At 68.7% G+C, this 18963-nt stretch carries 21 protein-coding genes; 5 read left to right on the top strand and 16 right to left on the bottom strand.

What is annotated here, in order from left to right; all coding sequences use genetic code 11:
• Position 1: 1 nt before the first annotated feature.
• Positions 2-703, bottom strand: coding sequence for a ubiquinone anaerobic biosynthesis accessory factor UbiT (ubiT, locus tag DK368_RS16820; protein WP_162306074.1), 702 nt, complete (start codon positions 701-703; stop codon positions 2-4).
• A gap of 222 nt (positions 704-925) precedes the next feature.
• Between ubiT and DK368_RS16815 the strand changes: the two genes are divergently transcribed.
• Both DK368_RS16815 and DK368_RS16810 read left to right on the top strand, forming a co-directional pair.
• Positions 926-1465: a PAS domain-containing protein gene (locus DK368_RS16815; protein ID WP_114395133.1), complete on the top strand. Its 540-nt coding sequence runs from the start codon at positions 926-928 to the stop codon at positions 1463-1465.
• A 98-nt stretch (positions 1466-1563) separates the two neighbouring features.
• The gene (locus DK368_RS16810) at positions 1564-2247 is read left to right on the top strand and encodes a thioredoxin family protein (protein WP_114395132.1); all 684 of its coding nucleotides are present in this window, start codon (positions 1564-1566) and stop codon (positions 2245-2247) included.
• A gap of 12 nt (positions 2248-2259) precedes the next feature.
• Here DK368_RS16810 and DK368_RS16805 read toward each other — a convergent pair whose 3' ends face one another.
• Both DK368_RS16805 and pepN read right to left on the bottom strand, forming a co-directional pair.
• Positions 2260-2787 carry an O-acetyl-ADP-ribose deacetylase gene (locus DK368_RS16805; protein WP_114395131.1) on the bottom strand — a complete coding sequence of 176 codons (528 nt, stop codon included), beginning with the start codon at positions 2785-2787 and terminating at the stop codon, positions 2260-2262.
• Between the two features lie 2 nt (positions 2788-2789).
• A complete protein-coding gene (gene pepN, locus DK368_RS16800; protein WP_114395130.1) occupies positions 2790-5453 on the bottom strand; it encodes an aminopeptidase N in 2664 nt (887 codons plus the stop codon).
• A 187-nt stretch (positions 5454-5640) separates the two neighbouring features.
• Between pepN and DK368_RS16795 the strand changes: the two genes are divergently transcribed.
• Genes DK368_RS16795 through DK368_RS16785 form a run of 3 tightly spaced genes read left to right on the top strand, consistent with a single transcriptional unit; the run spans position 5641 to position 7506 of the window.
• Positions 5641-6198 (top strand): hypothetical protein, encoded by a 558-nt coding sequence (locus tag DK368_RS16795; RefSeq protein ID WP_155524607.1) that lies wholly within the window; start codon positions 5641-5643, stop codon positions 6196-6198.
• A complete protein-coding gene (locus tag DK368_RS16790) occupies positions 6195-6788 on the top strand; it encodes a hypothetical protein (protein ID WP_114395128.1) in 594 nt (197 codons plus the stop codon). Before DK368_RS16795 ends, DK368_RS16790 begins: the two co-directional genes overlap by 4 nt.
• A 4-nt stretch (positions 6789-6792) precedes the next feature.
• A complete protein-coding gene (locus DK368_RS16785) occupies positions 6793-7506 on the top strand; it encodes an ATP-binding protein (RefSeq protein WP_162306073.1) in 714 nt (237 codons plus the stop codon).
• A 6-nt stretch (positions 7507-7512) separates the two neighbouring features.
• Here the strand turns inward: DK368_RS16785 and DK368_RS16780 are convergent, their stop codons facing one another.
• The 13 genes from DK368_RS16780 to DK368_RS16720 form a co-directional block, all read right to left on the bottom strand.
• Positions 7513-7866, bottom strand: coding sequence for a HesB/IscA family protein (locus DK368_RS16780; RefSeq protein WP_114395126.1), 354 nt, complete (start codon positions 7864-7866; stop codon positions 7513-7515).
• An 11-nt stretch (positions 7867-7877) separates the two neighbouring features.
• Positions 7878-8264: an SUF system Fe-S cluster assembly protein gene (locus tag DK368_RS16775; protein ID WP_420818905.1), complete on the bottom strand. Its 387-nt coding sequence runs from the start codon at positions 8262-8264 to the stop codon at positions 7878-7880.
• A gap of 10 nt (positions 8265-8274) precedes the next feature.
• Complete coding sequence (gene sufU / locus DK368_RS16770) at positions 8275-8757, bottom strand: Fe-S cluster assembly sulfur transfer protein SufU (RefSeq protein ID WP_114395124.1); 483 nt, start codon at positions 8755-8757, stop codon at positions 8275-8277.
• An 8-nt stretch (positions 8758-8765) separates the two neighbouring features.
• On the bottom strand, positions 8766-10055 hold the full coding sequence (locus DK368_RS16765; RefSeq protein ID WP_114395123.1) for a cysteine desulfurase: 1290 nt from the start codon (positions 10053-10055) through the stop codon (positions 8766-8768).
• Complete coding sequence (locus DK368_RS16760) at positions 10052-10960, bottom strand: GNAT family N-acetyltransferase (protein ID WP_114395122.1); 909 nt, start codon at positions 10958-10960, stop codon at positions 10052-10054. Before DK368_RS16760 ends, DK368_RS16765 begins: the two co-directional genes overlap by 4 nt.
• Positions 10960-12270 (bottom strand): Fe-S cluster assembly protein SufD, encoded by a 1311-nt coding sequence (gene sufD / locus DK368_RS16755; RefSeq protein ID WP_114395121.1) that lies wholly within the window; start codon positions 12268-12270, stop codon positions 10960-10962. Before sufD ends, DK368_RS16760 begins: the two co-directional genes overlap by 1 nt.
• 18 nt (positions 12271-12288) lie before the next feature.
• Positions 12289-13167, bottom strand: coding sequence for a GNAT family N-acetyltransferase (locus tag DK368_RS16750; RefSeq protein ID WP_162306072.1), 879 nt, complete (start codon positions 13165-13167; stop codon positions 12289-12291).
• 4 nt (positions 13168-13171) lie between these two features.
• On the bottom strand, positions 13172-13930 hold the full coding sequence (sufC, locus tag DK368_RS16745; protein ID WP_420818906.1) for a Fe-S cluster assembly ATPase SufC: 759 nt from the start codon (positions 13928-13930) through the stop codon (positions 13172-13174).
• Positions 13931-14028: 98 nt separating this feature from the next.
• Complete coding sequence (gene sufB / locus DK368_RS16740; protein WP_114395119.1) at positions 14029-15510, bottom strand: Fe-S cluster assembly protein SufB; 1482 nt, start codon at positions 15508-15510, stop codon at positions 14029-14031.
• A 27-nt stretch (positions 15511-15537) separates the two neighbouring features.
• Positions 15538-15993, bottom strand: a complete 456-nt coding sequence (locus DK368_RS16735; RefSeq protein ID WP_114395118.1) for an SUF system Fe-S cluster assembly regulator — start codon at positions 15991-15993, stop codon at positions 15538-15540.
• Between the two features lie 259 nt (positions 15994-16252).
• Complete coding sequence (locus DK368_RS16730) at positions 16253-17035, bottom strand: hypothetical protein (protein WP_114395117.1); 783 nt, start codon at positions 17033-17035, stop codon at positions 16253-16255.
• Between the two features lie 18 nt (positions 17036-17053).
• Positions 17054-17485: a phage holin family protein gene (locus DK368_RS16725; RefSeq protein WP_240002539.1), complete on the bottom strand. Its 432-nt coding sequence runs from the start codon at positions 17483-17485 to the stop codon at positions 17054-17056.
• Positions 17482-18723 carry a hypothetical protein gene (locus tag DK368_RS16720; protein ID WP_114395116.1) on the bottom strand — a complete coding sequence of 414 codons (1242 nt, stop codon included), beginning with the start codon at positions 18721-18723 and terminating at the stop codon, positions 17482-17484. Before DK368_RS16720 ends, DK368_RS16725 begins: the two co-directional genes overlap by 4 nt.
• Between the last annotated feature and the right edge of the window lie 240 nt (positions 18724-18963).

The raw sequence follows: 18963 nt of genomic DNA, 5'->3' as shown, positions 1-18963 counted from the left end.
CTCAGACTCTTTCCGGGGTCGCGGTGGTCGCTGCCGCGGCAGGGGGCGCGGCATTGGCGCGCCGGCGCGGCGCGGCGGCAGTTTGCTGCTGCAGCGAGTCCAGACGGGATTCCAGGGAGCGCAGACGGCGCTCCGCATCGCGGGCGGCCGAGGCCTGGAGGACGCCCAGGGCGGCGCCGGCGCCGCCCAGCAGCGTTTCCCCGTGCCGCAGCAGCAGGGACAGGGGCCGACCGAAGGGGCCGGCCGCCTCCACCAGATCGCGGCGCACATCGATGTCGGCGCCGTCCACGGCGTTGCGCAGGGCCACCACCGTCTCGGTGTCGCCCGACATCCGCAGGTCGCGGGCGAAGAACAGGGCGTCGCCATCCAGCCGCCCCTCCAGCAGGGCCAGCAGGGTGGCCAGCGGCGCCCGCAGCCGGGCCAGCCCGGCGGGCAGGCCGGCATCGTCGGCCCGCACCTCGATGCCCGGAGCGGGGCCGCCCAGGGTCAGCAGGAAGCAGCAGGGCAGGTCGCTGGGATCGATCAGCACCCGGCAGTCGCCCAGATCGGCCAGCCGCTCGAACACGGCGGCATGGCGCTGCCGCATGGCGGCAAAGGCGGCGCTGACGGCCATCTGGACGGGTCGCAGAGGCAGGGCACGCAGGGCGAGACCGGCCAGCAGCACCGGCGACAGCGGGGGCGGAAGGGCGGTGGACAGGGTCATGCGCAGGGCCTTGGCAAGGGCCGCCGCCCTGGTCGGACGGCATCGGAAGGGCGCGCAGACTGCGCCGGACGGAACGTCCGGTCCTTGCGCCAGCGCAAGTCCGGCCCTTGCGCGACGCTGGGTCGCAGAGGATCCGGCGTGATATAGGTCAACGCGGCCCGCTGGTCTGCCGGCGTAGGCAGCGGGAAAGCCGCACAGGAGGCGGCCAGGAGGAAGCGGACCATGGCGCAGGCGAGTCTGACCGGTGTTGAGCGGCATTTCGGGGCGGATGAGGTCATCGTCACCAAGACGGACCGCGGCGGGCGCATCACCTATGCCAACCGGACGTTCCTGACCATCGCCGGCCTGACCGAACGGGAAGCGCTGGGCGCCCCCCACAACATCATCCGTCACCCGCATATGCCGCGGCTGGTGTTCAAGTTGCTGTGGGATACGGTCGGCCAGGGGCGGGAGATCTTCGCCTATGTGCTGAACCGGGCCATGAACGGCGACCATTACTGGGTCTTCGCCCACATCACCCCGAGCTTCGCGCCGGGTGGCGAGATCATCGGCTATCATTCCAACCGGCGCGTCGCCGATCCGGGGATCGTCGACGGGGTCATCGCCCCCCTCTATGCCACGCTGCTGGCCGAAGAGGACAAGCATGACCGCCTGCAGGAGAAGATGGCAGCCAGCGGTGCCCTGCTGCAGGGGCTGCTGCGCCAGCGCGGCACCGATTATGAGCGGTTGATCTTCTCCCTCTCGGATCGCCGGGCCGCCTGATTCCATCGGCGAACAATTTCGCGGAAAACGGGTTTGACGGACGGCGTCCGCGCCCCCATGTCTGCGGCGCATCCGTTCCAGAGCCGGAGGTCCGACCCATGCGCCGTTCCCTCTCCCGTCGCTCCGCCCTTGTCCAGGGCGGCCTGCTCAGCCTTGGCGGGCTGGCCGCCGCCGGCAGCGGTGGCACGCTGCTGTCCCTGCTGTCCGCCGGCCCGGCCCGCGCCGCCGCCGGCCTGGTCGGTCAGCCGGCCCCGGCCTTCACCGGCACCGATACCGAGGGACGCAGCGTCAGCCTGGCCGACCTCCGCGGCAAGGTGGTGGTGCTGGAATGGACCAATCACGGCTGTCCCTTCGTGCGCAAGCACTATGACAGCGGCAATATGCAGGCGTTGCAGGCGGAGATGACCGGCAAGGGCGTGGTCTGGCTGACCATCGCCAGTTCGGCCGAGGGCGAGCAGGGTCATGTCACCGCCGCCGAGGCCAAGGCCCGCATGACGGCGGAGAAATGGGCCAACAGCCACACGCTGCTGGACGCCAAGGGCAGCATCGGCCGGGCTTACGACGCCAAGGTGACGCCGCACATGTATGTCATCGGCAAGGACGGCACCCTGCTCTACAACGGCGCCATCGACGACAGGCCCACCGCCAAGATCGAAGATATCGCCGTGGCGCAGAACTATCTGCGTCCGGCGGTGGAGGCGGCGCTGGCCGGGACGCCGGTGGCGGTCGGGACCACCAAGCCCTATGGCTGCACCGTGAAGTACAGCAAGACCAGCGCCTGAGCCCTTCCGGGGTCAGGCCGACAGTGCCGCCCGGTGCAGGGCGGCACTGTCGGCGCCGAAGCAGCAGAAGATCACCGCGTCCAGGGCGTCCGTGCCCTGGACGACGTCCCTGACCGTCCGGACGGCGATGTCGGCGGCCAGGTCCTTGGGATAGCCGTAGACCCCGGTGGAAATGGCGGGGAAGGCGATGGTGCGCAGACCGTGCCGGACCGCCAGATCCAGAGAGGTGGCATAGCAGCTGGCCAGCAGTGCCGGCTCGCCGGCCGTGCCGCCGCGCCAGACCGGGCCGACCGTATGGATGATGTACCGGGCCTTGAGCTTGAAGCCCGGGCTGATCACCGCGCCGCCGGTGGGGCAGCCGGTATAGGTCGCCCGCATATAGGCCAGCAGCTCGCCGGCCCCGGCGGCGCGGTGGATGGCGCCGTCGACCCCGCCGCCGCCCGCCAGCTGCGGGTTGGCGGCGTTGACGATGGCGTCGAGGTCGAGGGCGGTGATATCGCCCTCGACCACGTCCAGCCGTGTTGCGTTGATGCGGCGCATCCTCAGCCTTCCAGGCTGCGGGCGACGATCTCGTACACGTCGCGCGACAGGTCCGGGGTGTGGGCGATGCGCTCCAGCGCCACCTTGGCCGCCGCCTGCCGCTCCCCGTCATAGTTGCGCCAGCGGGCGAAGGCCTTGACCATGCGGGACGCGACCTGCGGGTTGAGGGCGTTCAGCTCGATCACCCGGTCGGCCAGGAAGGCATAGCCGGACCCGTCGGCTGCGTGGAAACAGACCGGATTGCCGGTGAAGCCGCCGACCAGGGCATAGACCTTGTTGGGATTGCGGATGCTGAAGCCGGGATGGGACAGCAGCGCCGTCACCCGCTTCACCGTTTCCGGATGGCCGGCCATGGCCTGGATCATGAACCACTTGTCCATGACCAGCGCCTCGCCCTGCCAGCGCTCGGCGAAGGCGTCCAGACAGGATTGGCGTTCCGCCATGTCGCTGTCGGCGATCAGCATCAGAGCGATGATGACATCGGTCATGCCTGCCGCTGTGCGGTACTGCTGCAGGCACAGGGCCTGGGCATCGGCCCCGCCGGTGGCCATGAGATAAGCCAGGGCCGTGTTCTTCAGGGCGCGGCGGCCGATGGCGTCCGGCGTGATGCTGAAGGGGCCGTGCTCGCGGCAGGCATCATAGACGGCCCGCAGCGTGTCGGCATGGGCGCTGCCGATGGCCTGGCGCAGCTGCTCGCGGGCGGCATGGATGCCGTCCACGTCGATGACGTCCATCTGCTGGCCCAGATAGGTCTCGCTGGGCAGGGTCAGGGCCAGGCTGGCGAAGCTGCGGTCGTCATGGGCGCGGGCCAGGGTGGCGCCGACGGCCTCGAGGAAGGCCGGGGGCACGGTCATGGGCCGGCCGGCGGCACGGTCGGCCACCATGTCCAGCAGGATCTTCACCGCGAGCGTCTGGCCGGCTTCCCAGCGGTTGAAGGCATCGCTGTCATGGGCCATGAGGAAGGTCAGCTGCGCATCGCTGTAGGGGAAGCGCAGCCGGATCGGAGCGGAGAAGCCGCGGAACAGCGACGGCACCGGCGCCGTCGGCACATCGACGAAGGTGACGCTCTGCCGGGCCTGATTCAGCACCAGCACCCGGCTGCCCTCGCCGGCCGCCGCCTCGCCCTGGAGGCGCAGCGGCAGGTCGCGCCCGTCCGTTCCCACCAGACCCAGGGCCACCGGCATCAGCATGGGCTGCTTCACCGGCTGGCCCGGCGTGGCCGGAATGGTCTGATGCAGGGTCAGGGTGTAGGTGCGGGCGGCGGCGTCATACTGCCCGTCCGCATCGATCACGGGTGTTCCGGCCTGGGCATACCAGAGCCGGAACTGCTCCCAATCCACCGCGACGTCCGGGTTGGCGTCGCGCATGGCGGCCAGGAAATCGTCGGTGGTCACCGCCTGCCCGTCATGGCGCTGGAAATAGAGGTCGATGCCCTTGCGGTAGCCCGCCGCTCCCAGCAGGGTGCGGTACATGCGCAGGACCTCGGCCCCCTTCTCATAGACGGTGGGGGTGTAGAAGTTGTTGATCTCGATATAGCTCTCGGGCCGCACCGGGTGGGCCGTCGGTCCGGCATCCTCGGTGAACTGCACCTGCCGCAGGCGCTGCACATCCTGGATGCGCTTCACCGGAGCCGAGTTCATGTCGGCCGAGAATTGCTGGTCGCGGAAGACCGTCAGCCCTTCCTTCAGGCTCAGCTGGAACCAGTCGCGGCAGGTGACGCGGTTGCCGGTCCAGTTATGGAAGTACTCGTGCGCGACCACGGATTCGATGCCGAGGAAATCGGTGTCGGTGGCGGTGTCGGGCCGGGCCAGGATGTACTTGGTGTTGAAGATGTTGAGGGACTTGTTCTCCATGGCCCCCATGTTGAAGTCGCCGACGGCCACGATGTTGAACACGTCCAGGTCGTATTCCCGGCCGTAGGCCTCCTCGTCCCACTTCATGGACTTCTTCAGTGAGTCCATGGCGTGGGCGCACTTGTCCTCGTTGCCCGGCTCCACATAGATGCGCAGCGTCACGTCACGACCGGAGCAGGTCCGGAACCGGTCCTCGATATGGCGCAGGTCGCCGGCTACCAGCGCGAACAGGTAGCAGGGCTTGGGCCAGGGGTCCTGCCAGCGGGTCCAATGGCGGCCGTCGGGGCTTTCCCCCTGATCCACCAGATTGCCGTTGGACAGCAGCACCGGGTATCTGGCGCGCTCGGCCTCGACGGTGACGGTGTACTTCGCCATCACGTCCGGGCGGTCCTGGAAATAGGTGATCTTGCGGAAGCCCTCGGCCTCGCACTGGGTGCAGTAGTTGCCGCTGGACTTGTAGAGCCCCTCCAGCGCCGTGTTCGTCTCCGGCGTGATGCGGGTGACGATCTCCAGGCTGGCCTCGGTGCCGTCGAGGCCCGGCAGAGTCAGAGTCTCGGCATCCACCGTATAGTCGGTGCCGGCGGTCAGGGTGCGGTTGCCCAGCGTCACCGACAGCAGCGCCAGATCCTGGCCGTCCAGGACCAGCGGCTGCGGTCCCTGGGTGGGGCGGGCCGGGTTGCGGCGCAGCCCCAGGCGCGAGGTGACGGTGGTGGCGCCGTCGCGCAGGTCGAAATGCAGATCGACCGTGTCGATCCGCCAGGCGGGCGCGGCGTAGTCCTTGAGGTGGATGGCCTTCGGCGATCCCTTGTCCATGATAGAATTTCCTGCGGTCATAGCGCGGAGCGGCCGGCAGGATAGGCCAGCCGGTTGCGGCTGTCACGGATCGGGAAATCCCGGTTGCGCGTCGCGGGCGATCTGGAGCGGGGGCGGGCGTATCCGAAAGAGCATTCGTGAAAGCCGGCATGCCCGAATAGTATTACTCCCATCGCAGGGGGTGGGTATGGATGCGAGGATTACAGATTCCGATGTGGTGATCTTCGCCATCGCGGCCGGCTGTATGGTGGCGGTGGTGATCGTGGAACTGCTGCGCTTCGCCATCACCGACATCTATGAGTGGATCGCGGATTATCGCAGCGTTCTGCGCGAGACCAAGGAGGCGCGCAGCAGCATCGAGCGGTTCTCGGCGACCAGCCGTGACCTGATCGTCATCCGCGACCGCAAGAATGCCGAACGGTTCCGGCTGAAATCCTCGCTCAGCCGCTGGGAGATGGAGCGTGCCGGCCTGGAGCGGGCCCGGATCGAGTTCTGGCATGAGCTGGGTCAGCGCACCATCGGCGATCAGCCCTTTGTCGCCCGTGTGCAGAACCGGCCCATGGCCGACCAGTCGCTGCGGGCCTATGACAGCGCGCCGGTGATCTGGCGCTATGGCAACCAGGTGCGGATCTGGGCCCAGAGCGAGCGTATGGCCCAACATATGCTGACGACGGCCTTCCCGCCGATGGACGGGTATGCCCATGGCGACATCGTGCTGGAGCAGGCACCGGGAGCGGCGCCATGATCGTGACCTGGATGAATGTCGTCAGCCTGCTGACGCTGGCCCTGACCGGGGCCTGCCTTGTCTTTTCCGTCCGGCGGCTCGCCAAGCTGATCAAGGTGGCGGAGGCGCGCATCAGCAAGGCCATCGACGAGAAGAACGCCGCCGCCGCCGATCTGCGCAAGCTGCGCCGCGAGAACGACCAGATCAAGGCGGCCATCGAAGAGGCGGACCAGCATCTGACCGTGCTGAACCGCCGGGCCACCGAGATGGAAGAGGCCATGATCCTGCTGCGGAGTCAGCCCCGGCTGACCATCCGGCTGCTGGACACGCAATGGCGGTCCCAGGACCGGTTGTGGAAGGTCCAGATCAGCAATCCCAGCCTGCCCAGTGCGGTGTCCGGTGGACAGACCCTCTCCGGCTATGCCCGGACCCGCGATGAGTTTGTGACCCGCGTGTTACATCGTTATAATCCTGGAGACGGGTTCGTCCTCGGTCCCGCGCAGCCCTTCGATCTGACCGGCCCCGACAAGGGGGAGGGGGAGTCGGGGCAGGATGCCGGTGGACAGGGGCAAGCTGGCGGCACGGGCGCGGTCGCCACAGCGCAAGGGTAGAGGCATGGGCAGCGTGGATGGTCTTCAGCTTTGTGGTCAGATCCCGGATCTGCACAGCCGGCCGCAGCTGGCTGCCATCCTGGCCGACATGGACCCTGCCACCCGCCTGTATCTGGTTGAAGCCGGTGCCGTCGATCAACTGACGGCGGCGCTCCGTTCCGACGCCACGGCCGTGGTCGAGCTGGCGGCCGATACCACGGCGCCGCTGGAGCAGGTGGCCGCCGCGCTGCGCCGTCCGCTGTTCCTGCTCTCCCTGACCACGGCCACGGCCTGGAGCCTGGATACCGCCGCCCGGTTCTGTGACGGGCTGGAGCAGCGGGACATGGTGCCGGCGCAGCACCGGGGCGAGGTGGAACTGGGGCTGCATGAAGCGGTCATCAATGCCGTGCTGCACGGCAATCTCGGCCTGCAGGGGTCGCTGCTGGACCTGCCCCCCCTGTTCGAGCGCATTTGCACCGAACTCAGCCGGGCCATGGGCGAGGCGACCCTGTCGCAGCGCCGGGTGGAGCTGGCGGCCTGGGTCGCGGAGGACAGTCTGCACATCCGCATCCGGGATGAGGGCAATGGCTACGATCCGGCCAGCCTGCCGGCCGTGCGTGATCCGGCCGCCCGCTCCGGCCGCGGTCTGGAGATCATGCGTGCCGTGTCCGCCGCCGTCACGGTGGAGGAGGGCGGGCGCAGCGTCACGCTGCGGTTCCCGCCCTGGACGGCGGCCTGACCGGGGTCAGACGGTGAAGCTCTCCCCGCAGCCGCAACGGGCCTTTTCATTGGGGTTCTTGAAGACGAAGCCCGACTGGAACTTGTCCTCCACATAATCCATCTCGCTGCCGATCAGGAACATGGTGGCGGCGGGGTCGATGAGGATGGTGACGCCCTTGTCCTCCACCACCTCCTCGAACTTCTTCTTCTCCTCGGCATATTCGACGAAATAGCTCATGCCTGAGCAGCCGCGGGCCTTCACGCCCACGCGCAGGCCCAGGATGGGCTTGTCCGACTTCGCCATCAGCGTCTTCACCCGCGTGGCGGCAGCATCGGTGATAGTCAGTGCCTTGGGGCGTTCCTTCAGGGTCGAGCCCATGCTCCCTCTCCTCAGAACATGTTCAGCGTGATCCGTGCCTCGTCGCTCATGCGCGACATGTCCCAGGCCGGCTCCCACACCAGTTCCACATTGACCGAGCGGACCCCGTCGACGGTGGCCACGGCCTGCTGCACCATGGCTGGCATCTCGCCGGCGACCGGACAGCCGGGCGCGGTCAGGGTCATCTCGATCTCGACATCGCCTTCGGCGTCGACCTCGCATTTGTAGACGAGGCCGAGTTCGTAGATGTCCACGGGGATCTCGGGATCGTAGACCGTATGCAGGGCCTCGATCACGCGGTCCAGCAGCGGCGCGTCGGCCGGAAGCCGCTGGTCCTCGGGGATTTCCACCGGAGCGGCCATCGACAGGTCCGGGGCGATGGGGCGTTGCATTGTCATCGTCGCCTCCTCAGAAACCGGCATTCTCGGTGGAGGTGGTGGCCTCCCCGTGCAGGGCGGCCCGCATGGTGTGCCAGGCCAGCGTCGCGCACTTCACCCGCATGGGGAATTCGCGCACGCCCGACAGCACCTGCAGCTTGTCCATGGCGTCCTCATCCACGGCGCCATGGTCGGTCCACTGGTCCTCGTCCTTGGTGCACATGTCGTGGAAGGCGCCGAACAGAGCCTCGGCCTCGGCGGTCGACTTGCCGCGCAGGATGTCGGTCATCAGGCTGGCGCTGGCCTGGCTGATGGCGCAGCCGCGCCCGTCGAAATGCACATCCCGGATGGTGCCGTCGTCGGCCAGGGTCAGATAGACCGCGATCTTGTCGCCGCACAGGGGGTTGTCGCCCCGTGCGGTGCGGTTGAACGCCTCCGGCCGCCCGAAATTCCGCGGGTTCTTGCCGTGGTCCAGAATGACTTCCTGGTACAGATCGCGCAGATCGTCGAACATCTTGTCCCTTACCCGAAGAACGCCTTGCAGGCCGTGACCGCCTCCACCAGCGCATCAGCCTCGGCCTCGGTGTTGTAGAGGCCGAAACTGGCGCGGGCGGTGGCGCCGACGCCGAACCGGTCCATCAGCGGCTCGGCACAATGCCGCCCGACGCGCACGGCCACGCCGCCACGGTCCAGCAGCGTGCCGATGTCGTGGGGATGGATGCCGTCGATGGTGAAGCTCAGGATGGCCGCCTTCCGCGGAGCGGTGCCGATGATACGCAGCCCCTCGATCTCCTGCAGCCGCTCGGACGCGTAGGCCAGCAGCCGCTGTTCATGGGCCTGGATGGCATCCATGCCCAGGGCGGTCACATAGTCGATGGCGGCCCCCAGTCCAATGCCCTCGATGATGGGTGGGGTGCCGGCCTCGAACCGGTAGGGCGCCTCGCGGTAGGTCGTCCTGGCGAAGCTGACGGTGCTGATCATGTCACCGCCGCCCTGGTAGGGCGGCATGGCGTCCAGCAGCGCCTTGCGGCCGTACAGCACGCCGATGCCGGTGGGGCCATAGAGCTTGTGCCCGGTCATGACATAGAAGTCGGCGTCGATGGCCTGCACGTCGACCGGACCGTGGACGGCGGCCTGGCTGCCGTCGAACAGCACGGTGATGCCCTTGGCGTGGGCCAGACGGGCGATATCCTTCACCGGATTGATGGTGCCCAGCACATTGCTGCCATGGGTGACGGCGACCAGCTTCACCTCGGGCGTCAGCAGGCCGGCGAAGGCGTCCATGTCCAGGCTGCCATCGTCCAGGATCGGCGCCACCTTCAGCTGGATGCCGGTCTGGTCGCGCAGCAGCTGCCAGGGCACGATGTTGGCGTGATGCTCCATCTCGCTGATGAGCACGGCGTCGCCGGCCTTGAGATTGGCGCGGCCCCAGGTCTGGGCCACCAGATTGAAGGCCTCGGTGGCATTGCGGGTGAAGACGATGGTCTCCCGCGCCGGCGCGTTGAGGAAGCGCGCCACCTTGTCCCGCGTCCCCTCGTATAGGTCGGTGGATCGCTGGGACAGGAAATGCACGCCGCGATGCACGTTGGCGTAGTCCTGCTCCAGGAACCGGGTCATGGCCTCGATCACCGCCCGCGGCTTCTGGGCGCTGGCGGCATTGTCGAGATAGACCAGCGGCTTGCCGGGGCGGCCGGGCCGCTCATGCACCAGACGGGTCAGGATGGGGAAATCCTCCCGCACCCGCGCCACATCATAGGGCGCGTTGCTGCCGTCGGCGGCAGAGATGGGGGAGGCGGTGGCGGTATCGGTCATGCGACAGACCCCAGTTCCGTGCGCAGCCAGGTGCGACCCCGGCCCAGCAGATAATCGTCGACCCGCAGGGCGGGCGTGAAACCCAGGTGCCGGAAGAGGTCCGGGGCCTGGTAGTCCATGGCCATGACCGTGGAGCGGCGGCAGCCCAGATGGGCCACATGGGCATGGGTCTCGGCCAGCAGCCGGCGGGCCAGCCTCCGGCCGCGCCATGCCGGCTCCACGAACAGGTCGGTGATGGTGAAGGCATCGCCATCGACGATGCCGTGCAGCCCGGCCAGGGCCGTGTCGCCGTCATGCAGGACGGTGCTCAGCTCCTGGTACTGTTCCGGGATGTGACGCAGCCAATGGGCGGTCAGACCGTCATCGATGATCTGCTCGTCCGCTTTCGACGGCTGGTCGGTGATCTCCAGCGCCAGGCCGGGGGGCAGGCCGCGGGCGGGCAAGGGCTGGCCGATCTCCTTGCGGAAATAATGCCGGTCCTGCCCGTGGACGAAGTCGCGCAGCACCCCTTCCGCGCGGTAGCCGAAGCGGGGATAGAAGCCCGGCCCCTGGAAGCCCATGGTGTTGACGTAGATGCGCCGGCAGCCCCGCTCCAGGGCGGCCCGGTCCAGGGCCGTCATCAGGGCGGCACCGATGCCGCCGCCGCGCCGGGTCCCGTCCACCCACAGCAGATGCAGATAGAGGTCGGTGGCCCAGACCACGCAGAGGGCACCGCCCACCAGCCGGCCGCTGTCGTCGCGCACCAGCAGCCCCAGCGGCCGGCGCTGCACCCCCAGGGCCGCCTGTTCCAGCCGTCCCATCTCCCGCTGCAGCCATGCCGCCGCCTCGGCATCCGCGGGGAAGCGGATGTCGGTGCGCAGCAGGACCGGCGGCAGGGGGGCAGACAGGGGGGCGGCCAGGGCCATCAGCGGCGCTCCAGCACGGCGTGGATGCGGCTGCGGAAATGCTCCCGCACCGGCTCGGACACCACCTCGTCCACGGCCTCGTCCAGGAAGGCGGCCACCAGCAGGGCGCGGGCCTGTTCCAGCGGCAGGCCGCGGGCGCGCAGATAGAACAGCTGGTCGTCGTCCAATTCGCCGGCCGTGGCGCCGTGGCTGCACTTCACGTCGTCGGCATAGATCTCCAGCTCGGGCTTGCTGTCGATCTCCGCCGTGTCCGACAGCAGCAGCGCCCGGTTCAGCTGGTAGCCGTCGGTCTTCTGCGCGTCGGGGCGGACGATGATCTTGCCCTGGAACACGGCCCGGCCCTGGCCGCCGATGACGCCCTTCACCACCTCGCGGCTGGTGCAGTGGGGGTGGGCATGGTCGATCAGCGTGGTGATGTCGCTGTGCTGGCTGCCGGCGATGGCATAGGCGCCGGAGACGCGGCAGGTGATGCCGGTGCCGTCCAGAAGGCTGCGCGCCTCGTGCCGGGCCAGACGGGCGCCAAGATTGAGCACGAAGCTGTCATAGGTGGCGTCGCGGCCCAGGCGCGTGGTCAGGGTGGCCAGGTGGAAGGCGTCGCGCCCCTCCTCCTGCAGCTTGTAGTGATGCAGGCGGGCGCCGGGGCCGGCCACCACCTCCGCCGCCACATTGCTGAGATAGACGGCGCCATCGCGGCCCAGATGCTGCTCCACCAGCGTGGCCTCGGCATTGTCCTCCAGGGCCAGCAGCAGGCGGGGGTGCCAAGCCAGCGGGGCGTCGGCGCTGCCGCCGGCCGCCAGGAACACCAGTTCGATGGGCCGGTCCACCGTCACGCCCTTGGCCACATGCAGCAGGACGCCATCGGCCAGATAGGCGGCGTTCAGCGCCAGCAGCGCATGCCCGTCCACGGCGGCGGTGCGGCCCAGCATGGCCTCCACCTGCGCCGGGACCGTGGACAGGGCCTCGCCCAGGCTCAGCAGCGTGACGCCGGCCGGCAGCCCCTGGCGCCGCGACAGGTCGGGGCGGAAGCGGCCATCGACGAAGACCAGACGGTGACTGTCCGCCGCCACGGCGGGAATGGCGTCCACCGGAACGGCGGGCGCGTCGGCCGGTACCGGGGCGAAGCTCAGCTTCTCCAGCGGACGCAGCGTCGTGAACTTCCAGGCCTCGTTGCGCGGCGTCGGCAGGCCCAGGGCGGCGAAGCGGTCGCGGCCGGCCCGGCGCAGATCGGCAAGCCAGGGCAGGTCGGCGCCCGGCAGGGCGGCCTGCTGGAACGGGGCGAAGGGGAGGGGGGAAGCGGTGGTCGTCGTCATCGGTGTGATCCTCGGCCCTTACAGGGCGGGCAGCGGCATGCGCAGCACGGTCGTGCCCTGGCCGGAAAAGAGATCGGGAACGTAGGCCAAGTCCTGGAAGCCCAGCCGGCGATAAAAACGGGGCGCCTGGTAATCGGCGGTCTCGACCGTGGCCCGGCGGCATCCCATAGCGGATGCGGCTTCCAGGGCAGCGGATACCATGCGGGCGCCCAGCCCGGTGCCGCGCAGCCCGGCATCGAGCCAGACCATGTCCACCATGAACTCGTCACCCAGGGCATAGCAGAGGGCGCCGCCCTTCACCGTGTCGCCCGCACGCACAAAGGCGGACAGCCAGCGATAGGGCTCGCCGGTCAGCTGTTGCCGCCACCAGGTGGTGCAGGCGAAGGATTCCGCCGATTGTGGCCGTGTCGGCGGCAGGGCGATCTGCAGGGAAATCCCGCCCGGGATCTGCAGCACCGGCCAGTGTCCCTCCAGATCACGGCGATAGAAGCCCAGGGCGCCCCCCTTCAGATGGTCGGGCACTGACTGGGTCCGCTCGAACCCGGCCTGTTCCAGGGCCGTCACCGGCGCATGGGCGCGGGCGGTGATGACCATCTGTTTCAGCCCGCCGCCAAGCAGCATGCGCTGGGCCATGCCCAAGACCGCCGCTTCCGTGGCCTCCGGCGCTTCAGGACGGGTCCAGCTGCCCCACCAGGTGAAGGCACGGTCGCCATAGAGCGACAGGACCAGCCCGGCCAGGGGGGCGTCGGTTGCCATATCACGGGCGAACACGCCGAGGCGGCCGGTGGCCGGCATCGCCTCCTGATTGAAGGCGGCCAGCCCCGCCAGCACCGCCTGGGCGGCGGGCGTGAACGGGTCGGCCCCGGGTTCGACCGTGATGATGGGCTCCGCCGCCATTGCCTCAGGCCGCCTCGTCGGCGCCGAACTCGGCATAGCCTTTGGCTTCCAGCTCCAGCGCCAGCTCCTTACCGCCGGTGCGCTGGATGCGGCCGTGGGCCAGAACATGCACCACGTCGGGCACGATGTAGTCCAGCAGGCGCTGGTAATGGGTGATGACCAGCATGGCGCGCTCCGGGCTGCGCAGGGCGTTGACGCCCTCGGCCACGATGCGCAGGGCGTCGATGTCCAGGCCGCTGTCGGTCTCATCCAGGATGGCCAGCTTGGGCTGGAGCACGGCCATCTGCAGCGCCTCGTTGCGCTTCTTCTCGCCGCCGCTGAAGCCCACATTGACCGCGCGCTTGATCATCTCGTCGGTCATGCTGAGATCCTTGGCCTTGGCCCGGATCAGCTTCAGGAACTGCATGGCGTCCAGGGCCGGCTCGCCGCGGGTCTTGCGGATGGCGTTCAGTGCCTCCTTCAGGAAGGTGGTGTTGCTGACGCCGGGGATCTCCACCGGGTACTGGAAGGCCAGGAACAGGCCGGCGGCGGCCCGCTCCTCCGGCTCCAGGGCCAGCAGGTCCACGCCAGCGAAGGTCACGGAGCCGTCCGTCACCTCGTAGCCGTCACGGCCGGCCAGCACATAGGACAGCGTGCTCTTGCCCGACCCGTTGGGGCCCATGATGGCATGCACCTCCCCGGCATCGATGGTCAGGTCGATCCCCTTGAGGATTTCCTTGCCATCGACCGAGGCATGCAGATTCTTGATTTCAATCAGGGGCATCATTCCGTTTCCCATATCTTTCGATCCCGAGCCTTGCCCGTTGCCCGCCCTCCCGGACATGTCGGGACGGCGGGATCGGGAACCCGACGGGATTGCTGCTAACCCACGCTGCCTTCCAGGCTGATGGCCACCAGCTTCTGTGCCTCCACGGCGAATTCCATGGGGAGTTCCTTCAGGACCTCCTTGCAGAAGCCGTTGACGATGAGGCTGACCGCGTCCTCCTCCGCCAGGCCGCGCTGGCGGCAGTAGAACAGCTGGTCCTCGCTGATCTTGGCCGTGGTGGCCTCGTGCTCGATGCGGGCCGAGCGGTTCTTGCTCTCGATATAGGGCACGGTGTGCGCCCCGCACTTGTCGCCGATCAGCAGGCTGTCGCACTGGGTGTAGTTCCGCGCCCCCTCGGCCTTGGGCAGGATGCGGACCAGACCGCGGTAGGTGTTCTGCGCCTTGCCGGCGGAAATGCCCTTGGAGACGATGGTCGACCGGGTGTTCTTCCCGATATGGATCATCTTGGTGCCGGTGTCGGCCTGCTGCATGTTGTTGGTGATGGCGACGGAGTAGAACTCACCCACCGAATTGTCGCCCTGCAGGATGCAGCTCGGGTATTTCCAGGTGATGGCGGAGCCCGTCTCCACCTGGGTCCACGATACCTTGCTGTTCTTGCCGCGGCAGGCAGCGCGCTTGGTGACGAAGTTGTAGATGCCGCCCTTGCCGTTCTCGTCGCCGGGATACCAGTTCTGCACCGTGCTGTACTTGATGGTGGCGTCGTTCAGCGCCACCAGCTCGACCACGGCGGCATGCAGCTGGTTCTCGTCGCGCTGGGGCGCGGTGCAGCCCTCCAGATAGCTGACGTAGGAGCCCTCGTCGGCGATGATCAGGGTGCGCTCGAACTGGCCGGTGTTCTTGGCGTTGATGCGGAAATAGGTGGACAGCTCCATCGGGCAGCGCACGCCCTTGGGGATGTAGACGAAGCTGCCGTCGGTGAAGACGGCGCTGTTCAGCGTGGCGAAGTAGTTGTCGGAATAGGGCACGACGGTGCCGAGATACTGCCGCACCAGCTCCGGATGGGTCTGGATCGCCTCGGAGATCGAGCAGAAGATGATGCCCTTCTCCTCCAGTTTCTTCTTGAAGGTGGTGGCGACCGACACGCTGTCGAACACGGCATCCACGGCCACGGCGGGCATGTCGCCGGCGCCCTCGACGCCGGCCAGGATGGCCTGCTCCTTCAGCGGGATGCCCAGCTTCTCGTAGGTCTTCAGCAGTTCGGGATCGACCTCGTCCAGGGACTTCGGCTTCTCCTTCACCTTGGGCGCAGCGTAGTAATAGGCGTCCTGATAGTCGATGGGCGGATAGTGCAGCTTGCCCCAGTCCGGCTCGGCCATGGTCAGCCAGTGGCGGTAGGCGCGCAGGCGCCAGTCCAGCAGCCAGTCCGGCTCGCCCTTCTTGGCCGAGATGAAGCGGACGATGTCCTCGCTGAGGCCCTTGGGCGCCATCTCCGACTCGATGTCGGTGAAGAAGCCGTACTTGTACTTGCCTTCCGTCAGCTCGCGGACCTGGTCGATGGTCTGTTCCGTCGCGGCCATGTCTCGTTCCCTTCCCAACCTGTCCCGTCAGCCTGCCAACGCCGTTCCGCGCTCCGGCGCGGGCGCGTCGAAGAACAGGGGCGGGGCGGCCATATCGGCCAAAGTCACATCGTCCAAGGCGCGGCGGACCGCGCGGTTCACCTTGTCCCAGCTGCCGCGGCGGGCGCACAGGCTCTCCACCCCGCAGGACCCGGTCTGGCCGTCCACGCAGTCGGTCAGCGCGATGGGACCATCAATGGCTTCGATGATCTGGGCCACCGTGATGCCGCAGGGCGGCCGGGCCAGCGTATAGCCGCCGGTGGCGCCGCGATGCGACGCCAGGATGTCGCCACGGGCCAGCAGCTTCAGCAGCTTCTGCACCGTCGGCGCGGGCAGGCCGGTCCGCTCCGTCAGCGACGCCGCCGTGTGCAGCGCCCCGTCGGTGCGGGCCATGGTGGTCAGCACCACCACGGCATAATCGGTCAGCTTGCTCAGCCGCAGCATGCGCGGACACGCCCTCTTCAATCCGGACCAATCTGGTACCGTTTAAGTGAGCCTGTCCGGGGAAGGTGTCAAGGCTTGCCGCCCGGCGGGGCCATGCAGCCCCGATGACGGGGCCATGCAGCAAAAGTGTGGACGCCGAAGCAGTGGGCTGCGCCGGGACTTAGCACCCGCCGGTATGTCTGGCAAGGCACAGCAGAAAAAACCCCTCTCCGACCGGTCGGAGAGGGGCTCGATGGTTCTGTCCCGTGGGGATGCGGGATCAGGCCGGCCTGGCGGCGGCTGGCTGGCCCGCCATGCGTCCGGAGGACCGGTCGCTGCCCGGAGCCTGGTCTCCCGCCCCCTGCCGGGCCGTGTCCCTGGCCGCCTGAACTCCGGCCTGGGTGGCGTCACGGGCCACGGCGGAGGCGCGGTCCAGCGTGTCCTGCCCCTGGTGCCAGGCCTCATCCAGGAGGCGGTCACGATAGGCCCCCAGCCACTCATCCTCGGTCCGGGTCGATGGCAGGGTGGCGCCGATGGCGGCCCCCAGGGCCAGCCCCATGATGCCGGCCATCAGGGGATGGTCCTCGACCATGTCCCAGAAGCTGTCAGTGGCTTCGCTGGCCCGGCCCCGGACGCCGCCGATCATGCCGCGTGCCCGGTCGGTGATGCGGCTGCCCTGCGCATCCCGGCCGTAATCGGCGGTGGCCGCAGAGCCATAGGCGCTGTCTGCATCAGCGCTCCGCTCGTCGCGGGCATCGTAGTCGGCAATGCGATCGTAGCCGGCGGCCGTACCGTCATTTTCGTCCGACCAGCGGCTGGTGGCCTGGTCCCGCCATCCATCCGCCCGGTCGCGCACAGTGTCCCAGGCCTCGCCGACCCGTTCGCGCAGCCCGCTGGTTCTGCGGTCGGTCCAGCGGCTGGCCTTGCCGTAGCTTTCCGTCTCGCGGGCACCGGACAGCAGCATCCAGCCGATGCCGGCACCGACCAGGGCCAGCGGCCAGATATTGTCCCGTGCGGTCGCACCGATATGGGCGCGGCGATCCTTGATGTGCTTGCTCTGCATTCTGTTCTCCCCCGCGTATTATTGGCTGATCTGGGCCTTGGCCCAGCGCGCATCGTCCTTCACGGTCTCGATGGTGCGCTTGGGTTGCAGGCTGGTGGCGGACAGGGTCTTGCGGCCGGACTGGATCAGGATCAGCCCGATGACGGCCATCACCACTCCCACGATCAGCGCGGCCGCCCATTGCGGCATCACCGTGGACAGGCCGTAGACCACGGCCCAGAGCAGGAACATCAGCCCAAGGAAGGCCACGCCCCCACCCAGGGCCAGGGACACCAGGCCCCGTCCGGCCTCTGTCACCTTCTCCTGCACCTCGGCCTTGGCCAGTTCGACCTCCTTGCGGACCAGGGCCGTGGTTTCATTGGCCAGATCCGCCAGCAGGGCGGTCAGGGGCCGGTCGACCTGCGGACCACGCTGCGGTCCGGGGCCGAGGTCCGGATCGTCCATGCTCATGGCTTGGCGCCCTCCGTCGGGCGGTTGCTGGTGGATGCAGGCTTGTCAGACGCCGCCGCGCCGCCGCCGGATGTGCCGCCCCTGACGGTGTTGCCGGCGGTTCCGACACCATGGGTGCCGATGGCGCTTTCGCTGGGTGTGCGGTTGCCGCTGTCCGGGGAACTGCCCGCCGTCACCGGCGAACCGGCGGTGGCACCGGTGGTTGTGGTGGCACCGGTTGGACTGTCAGCCAGGCCGGCGCCGCCCAGCGCTCCGGCCTTGCCGGCCCCCATGCCGACCCCGGTCGAACCCGGCGTGCCAGCGCTGCTCCGGCTGCCGGTGTCGCCCAGACCTCCGGCCCCGGTGCCGCCCAGCGGCGATCCCTGCCCCCCGGCTCCGGCCCCCATCGAGGCGGTCCCGCCGGTGCTGCGCGTCGCGGCGGCATAGCTCCTGCCGCCACCGCCGGCCAAGCCCGCGGCCGTGGTGCCGGCCATCGGTTCCGGCCGGTTCCGTCCGGCCAGGGCATCGGCGGCAGGGTAATGGGAGAAGTCGTCGGCCCGCGACGAGCGTGTGCGCTGCGGGTTGCCGAATTCATCAAGCCCGCCGGACGGGCCGCGGCCGAGATCGTCGCCATAGTCGGCGGTGTACGGGCGATTGCGCGCACCGGCATAGCCGCTGGAACCATAGGCCGCCGTGCCGCTGCCGCCATAGCGGTCGCTGTCCCCGGTGCCGCGGGTCGTGCGTCCTGTCCGCACGTCCCGTGCGACGCGGCGTCGATTGCCCGAGGCTCGCAGGAAGCGGCCCAGTGCCACCCCTGCCAGCAGGGCGCCGCCGATGAACAACTCAGGCTGGCGCCGGGCGAAGGTCTCCGCCTGGGTGATGAGATCGTCGAAATCCCGCGCCCGGACCTGATCGGCGAAGCGCTCGACCCGGTCGGCCGCGCCCCGCACATAGCGGGCGCCCATGCCCTGATCCCGCTCCGAAAGCTGGTCCGCCGCCTCCCGCAGGGCATCGGCGACGCCGGCGATCTGCTCAGCCACGACGCCCTGCTGCCGCTCGAAACTGCTGCGCACGCGGTCACGCGCAACATCGGAAACCTGATCGCCGAAATGGCGGGCCTGGTCCTTGAGGTTTCCCGCCAATTCTCCAGCCTGGGCCTTGACCTCGTCGCCCAGGGCCGACGCATCGCTGTCCGGATGATCGCGGGTGGTTTTTTCGGACCGGCCGCGCGGCGTGGAGCCGGTCATGTCGCTCGCCATTCTTGGTCTCCTCGCATCCCTGAAGGATTTCCCCCACCCCGGAGCCGCACCATGGGGATGCTGCCGGGCTGGCGGTCACGCCGCTGTCAACAGGAGGCCGCCGCCTTCGTTCCGTGACAGGGGGGACGCCGCTGCCGCGCCGGCGCCAGCTATGAAATCGGCGGGGGAGACATGGCCTCGGGCATGCCCTCTCATCCGTTGACCGGACGCCGCCACGGGCGCACGCTTCATCCCATGGAG

This window comes from Oleisolibacter albus (assembly GCF_003336875.1).
In the GTDB taxonomy this organism is placed as follows: Bacteria; Pseudomonadota; Alphaproteobacteria; order Azospirillales; family Azospirillaceae; genus Niveispirillum; species Niveispirillum album.
This window is presented reverse-complemented; position numbering and strand designations above follow the sequence as displayed.

Excerpts from the sequence above, each read along its gene's own strand:
- DK368_RS16790 (WP_114395128.1), top strand. The coding sequence starts at position 6,195 with ATGATCGTGACCTGGATGAATGTCGTCAGCCTGCTGACGCTGGCCCTG.
- DK368_RS16750 (WP_162306072.1), bottom strand. The coding sequence starts at position 13,167 with ATGGCGGCGGAGCCCATCATCACGGTCGAACCCGGGGCCGACCCGTTC.
- sufD (WP_114395121.1), bottom strand. The coding sequence starts at position 12,270 with ATGACGACGACCACCGCTTCCCCCCTCCCCTTCGCCCCGTTCCAGCAG.
- DK368_RS16815 (WP_114395133.1), top strand. The coding sequence starts at position 926 with ATGGCGCAGGCGAGTCTGACCGGTGTTGAGCGGCATTTCGGGGCGGAT.
- sufU (WP_114395124.1), bottom strand. The coding sequence starts at position 8,757 with ATGTTCGACGATCTGCGCGATCTGTACCAGGAAGTCATTCTGGACCAC.
- DK368_RS16780 (WP_114395126.1), bottom strand. The coding sequence starts at position 7,866 with ATGGGCTCGACCCTGAAGGAACGCCCCAAGGCACTGACTATCACCGAT.
- DK368_RS16785 (WP_162306073.1), top strand. The coding sequence starts at position 6,793 with ATGGGCAGCGTGGATGGTCTTCAGCTTTGTGGTCAGATCCCGGATCTG.
- ubiT (WP_162306074.1), bottom strand. The coding sequence starts at position 703 with ATGACCCTGTCCACCGCCCTTCCGCCCCCGCTGTCGCCGGTGCTGCTG.
- sufC (WP_420818906.1), bottom strand. The coding sequence starts at position 13,930 with ATGCCCCTGATTGAAATCAAGAATCTGCATGCCTCGGTCGATGGCAAG.
- DK368_RS16765 (WP_114395123.1), bottom strand. The coding sequence starts at position 10,055 with ATGACCGATACCGCCACCGCCTCCCCCATCTCTGCCGCCGACGGCAGC.
- DK368_RS16725 (WP_240002539.1), bottom strand. The coding sequence starts at position 17,485 with ATGAGCATGGACGATCCGGACCTCGGCCCCGGACCGCAGCGTGGTCCG.
- DK368_RS16810 (WP_114395132.1), top strand. The coding sequence starts at position 1,564 with ATGCGCCGTTCCCTCTCCCGTCGCTCCGCCCTTGTCCAGGGCGGCCTG.
- DK368_RS16805 (WP_114395131.1), bottom strand. The coding sequence starts at position 2,787 with ATGCGCCGCATCAACGCAACACGGCTGGACGTGGTCGAGGGCGATATC.
- pepN (WP_114395130.1), bottom strand. The coding sequence starts at position 5,453 with ATGGACAAGGGATCGCCGAAGGCCATCCACCTCAAGGACTACGCCGCG.
- sufB (WP_114395119.1), bottom strand. The coding sequence starts at position 15,510 with ATGGCCGCGACGGAACAGACCATCGACCAGGTCCGCGAGCTGACGGAA.
- DK368_RS16735 (WP_114395118.1), bottom strand. The coding sequence starts at position 15,993 with ATGCTGCGGCTGAGCAAGCTGACCGATTATGCCGTGGTGGTGCTGACC.
- DK368_RS16795 (WP_155524607.1), top strand. The coding sequence starts at position 5,641 with ATGGATGCGAGGATTACAGATTCCGATGTGGTGATCTTCGCCATCGCG.
- DK368_RS16720 (WP_114395116.1), bottom strand. The coding sequence starts at position 18,723 with ATGGCGAGCGACATGACCGGCTCCACGCCGCGCGGCCGGTCCGAAAAA.
- DK368_RS16775 (WP_420818905.1), bottom strand. The coding sequence starts at position 8,264 with ATGACAATGCAACGCCCCATCGCCCCGGACCTGTCGATGGCCGCTCCG.
- DK368_RS16730 (WP_114395117.1), bottom strand. The coding sequence starts at position 17,035 with ATGCAGAGCAAGCACATCAAGGATCGCCGCGCCCATATCGGTGCGACC.
- DK368_RS16760 (WP_114395122.1), bottom strand. The coding sequence starts at position 10,960 with ATGGCCCTGGCCGCCCCCCTGTCTGCCCCCCTGCCGCCGGTCCTGCTG.